The organism is Acidiplasma cupricumulans (assembly GCF_001402935.1).
In the GTDB taxonomy this organism is placed as follows: Archaea; Thermoplasmatota; Thermoplasmata; order Thermoplasmatales; family Thermoplasmataceae; genus Acidiplasma; species Acidiplasma aeolicum.
In genome coordinates this window covers 1-2,785 of the sequence record NZ_LKBH01000124.1, presented here as the reverse complement: position 1 = coordinate 2,785, position 2,785 = coordinate 1, and the positions used below count along the sequence as shown (strand labels likewise).

Genomic DNA, 2,785 nt, shown 5'->3' with positions numbered 1-2,785 from the left:
CCCAGGTCCTCAAATTATTCGTTTTTATATTTAAATAAATTAAATCATAGTGACGAATTAAATATAAATTATGATAAAAATATTAATAATTCATAATTATGAAGGAAAAAATTATATAGCAGCATTCCTTAATATTATACGATAGTAATGTCAGCACTTGGAGAAAAAACAGAAATGGGATTAAAGGAATTATTGACAGCCAATGCAGAGGACCATATGAGGTTAATGCTGTCTGCAGAATATTTCGAGAAAATGGGAAAAGCAGATGTGGCTAGAGAATTAAGGGAAAAGGCAAATGTGGAGCTTGGACACGCAAAGGCCATATTTGCAACATTAGTTAAATACAATGGGCTTGACAAGATGGTACAGGATATGGCAAAGGAGGAATCTGAACAGCACGTATCAGAATACACAAACGTTGCAATGGCTGCAAAGGCCGAGGGATATAATGATGTTGAATCCATGCTATGCGCATTTTCTGAGCAGGAAAAAGGAATAGCAGAGGCACTTAACAGGGCTGGCATGGAAAAGGTAATAACAGATATGGCAAAGGAGGAATCTGAACAGCACGTATCAGAATACACAAACGTTGCAATGGCTGCAAAGGCCGAGGGGCATGAGGACATAGAAAAAATGCTTTGTGCTTTTGCAGAGCAGGAAGAGGGCATAGCTAAAACACTTGAAAAGACAAAAAATGCCTTCTAAATTAGAAAACTTTAAATATTATATTTTAATTTAATATATTAATTCTGTCACACAATTTTTATTTTTTATATTTCCCTGTGAACAATTGAAACCGGCAGCTTGCATGTTTTGATTTTATTAAAAAATTCTATTGTTGTTTCGTTTATTTCATTGCCATTTAAACTGTTTATATCGAAGAATTTTATCTCCAATGAATCTGAACCGGCCTTTAAATTTCCACCCATTATGATGCACTCATAATCAAGTATTACATAATGAAAATTTGTATTAATGAATTCTGCCACGGCCATGAGTTTTCCAGTTTTTATTATCAACCCGGTTTCCTCGTGCATTTCCCTTTTAAGTGCCTCCTCAAGTGTTTCATTTAAATTTACCTTTCCACCTGGTATGGCCCATTTATTTTTATTGGGCTCATCCCTGCGTTTCCCAAGCAGTACCTGATTGTTTTTTATTATAATTCCACCAACAGCTATTTTTGGCAATCTGATCATTTCTTCTCATCCCAAAAATTTTCTTATTAAACCCATCTCATATATGTAATCGCGCATTTCATCAAATTTACCATCCTTAAATGCCAGCATTGTAAGGGATGAGTACATTAGATGTTTTCTGATTCCATATGAATTATCTGTTGGGACACCAATATTATTTTCAACATATCTCATATCGGATCTTATCATATTTATTATCTCATCATCGATATTCCATATCTCCTTAAGCAATTTTAGTGAATCATAATTAAAATACCTTGCACTCATCTTCAGGTCAAAATTCAAGTTTAAATACAATTTATGTATTAATTCATATTCCGGTTCGGTCATTTCATTCAGGGATGCTATTCCAAGTATTTCCGGGGGTATCCCCATTGAGTACAGGGCAGCAACAAAGGATATTGCACGTGGAAGAACGGCCTTTCCTGTACTCCTGGAGTAACCAAACAATCCTATGTGCAGTTTTCTTGCCCTTCTCTTGGGCAAATATAATGTAATATCATTTATGGGCCTTGCAATTGCCTCTATTTCCCTCTGGAATCTTTTTTTATATTTGTCAAGTATGGATTTAAAAATATTTAAATCAACATTATCAGGCAGTTTCCTGTAGTCTGGATCATGCAGGTTAATTTGTGACACCGCCTTTTTTACAGTGTTTATATCATAATCAAATTTAAACGCGGACTGTACTGTATATGTATAGTATGAATCATACTCCTCCAGTGCATTTACCGTGTTATCCGGGCCAAGGTTACCCCTGAATGGTGATGACCCTGCACCAAGCATGGGGTAAATGTTAATATTGAGTTTATTGCTTAATTCCCTGAGTCTTATGGCCGCAAATTTTGCCAGAAGTGTGGCAGGAAGCATTCCATAATTCATTGCCGGATCTGATCTTGCTATAAATACCCTCATGTGATCTGGACCTGCAGCCCTATAATATCCATTAATTATGGAATCTATATTTAATATTGAGTCCATATCCTCTATTAATGGAATTACATTAATTTTTTTGGGGTAAACCTCACCTGTAACATCCCTTGCATATACATCGTCATAAAGCTTAATATCCTGCTGTCCAACTATGGCCTTTTCATAGTACTTTAAAACACCCAAAAGATCGGTATAATCAGTTGTAAAGGGTATTATTACCTCAAAAATTGGTGGTGTCTTATTCATATAAACCCTGTTGCCAACATCATAATTAAGCGGTATGCTTGATAATGTTTCAGTTAATATTTTCCTTTCTATTCCCTCTATTCTTGGGTTTGGAACCCTGTATGTTAAAAATATATCCCTTCCAAGAATGTTCTCACTAAAAAATTTGTTGTCCTTGGAAATAATTTTTCTCACAACATGTGTGTCAACATCCTTTCCCTCAGCATCCCACATAACCTCCTGAATTCCCATCTTCTTATATGCTATGTATGCTTCCTCGATCTCATCCTCATTTTTTATAATGGCTTTATCATGAGACCATTCCGGCATCCTTGCATTATCTGGATGCTGTGTGGACATTGTTTTTGGTATCATAACCTAGTTAAATGCGTTATTATATAAATATAAATCTGTATAAAATTGCACTGTAG

Annotated in this window: 3 protein-coding genes; 1 reads left to right on the top strand and 2 read right to left on the bottom strand. The window is 35.2% G+C overall.

Going from position 1 to position 2,785, the window contains the following annotated elements; genetic code table 11:
• Window positions 1-147: 147 nt before the first annotated feature.
• On the top strand, window positions 148-705 hold the full coding sequence (locus AOG55_RS09650; RefSeq protein ID WP_048101550.1) for a hypothetical protein: 558 nt from the start codon (window positions 148-150) through the stop codon (window positions 703-705).
• Window positions 706-770: 65 nt separating this feature from the next.
• Here the strand turns inward: AOG55_RS09650 and AOG55_RS03630 are convergent, their stop codons facing one another.
• Window positions 771-1,196 (bottom strand): NUDIX hydrolase, encoded by a 426-nt coding sequence (locus AOG55_RS03630; RefSeq protein ID WP_048101549.1) that lies wholly within the window; start codon window positions 1,194-1,196, stop codon window positions 771-773.
• Window positions 1,197-1,202: 6 nt separating this feature from the next.
• Window positions 1,203-2,729: a phosphoenolpyruvate carboxylase gene (ppcA, locus tag AOG55_RS03625; protein ID WP_055040910.1), complete on the bottom strand. Its 1,527-nt coding sequence runs from the start codon at window positions 2,727-2,729 to the stop codon at window positions 1,203-1,205.
• Between the last annotated feature and the right edge of the window lie 56 nt (window positions 2,730-2,785).

Excerpts from the sequence above, each read along its gene's own strand:
- AOG55_RS09650 (WP_048101550.1), top strand. The coding sequence starts at position 148 with ATGTCAGCACTTGGAGAAAAAACAGAAATGGGATTAAAGGAATTATTG.
- AOG55_RS03630 (WP_048101549.1), bottom strand. The coding sequence starts at position 1,196 with ATGATCAGATTGCCAAAAATAGCTGTTGGTGGAATTATAATAAAAAAC.
- ppcA (WP_055040910.1), bottom strand. The coding sequence starts at position 2,729 with ATGATACCAAAAACAATGTCCACACAGCATCCAGATAATGCAAGGATG.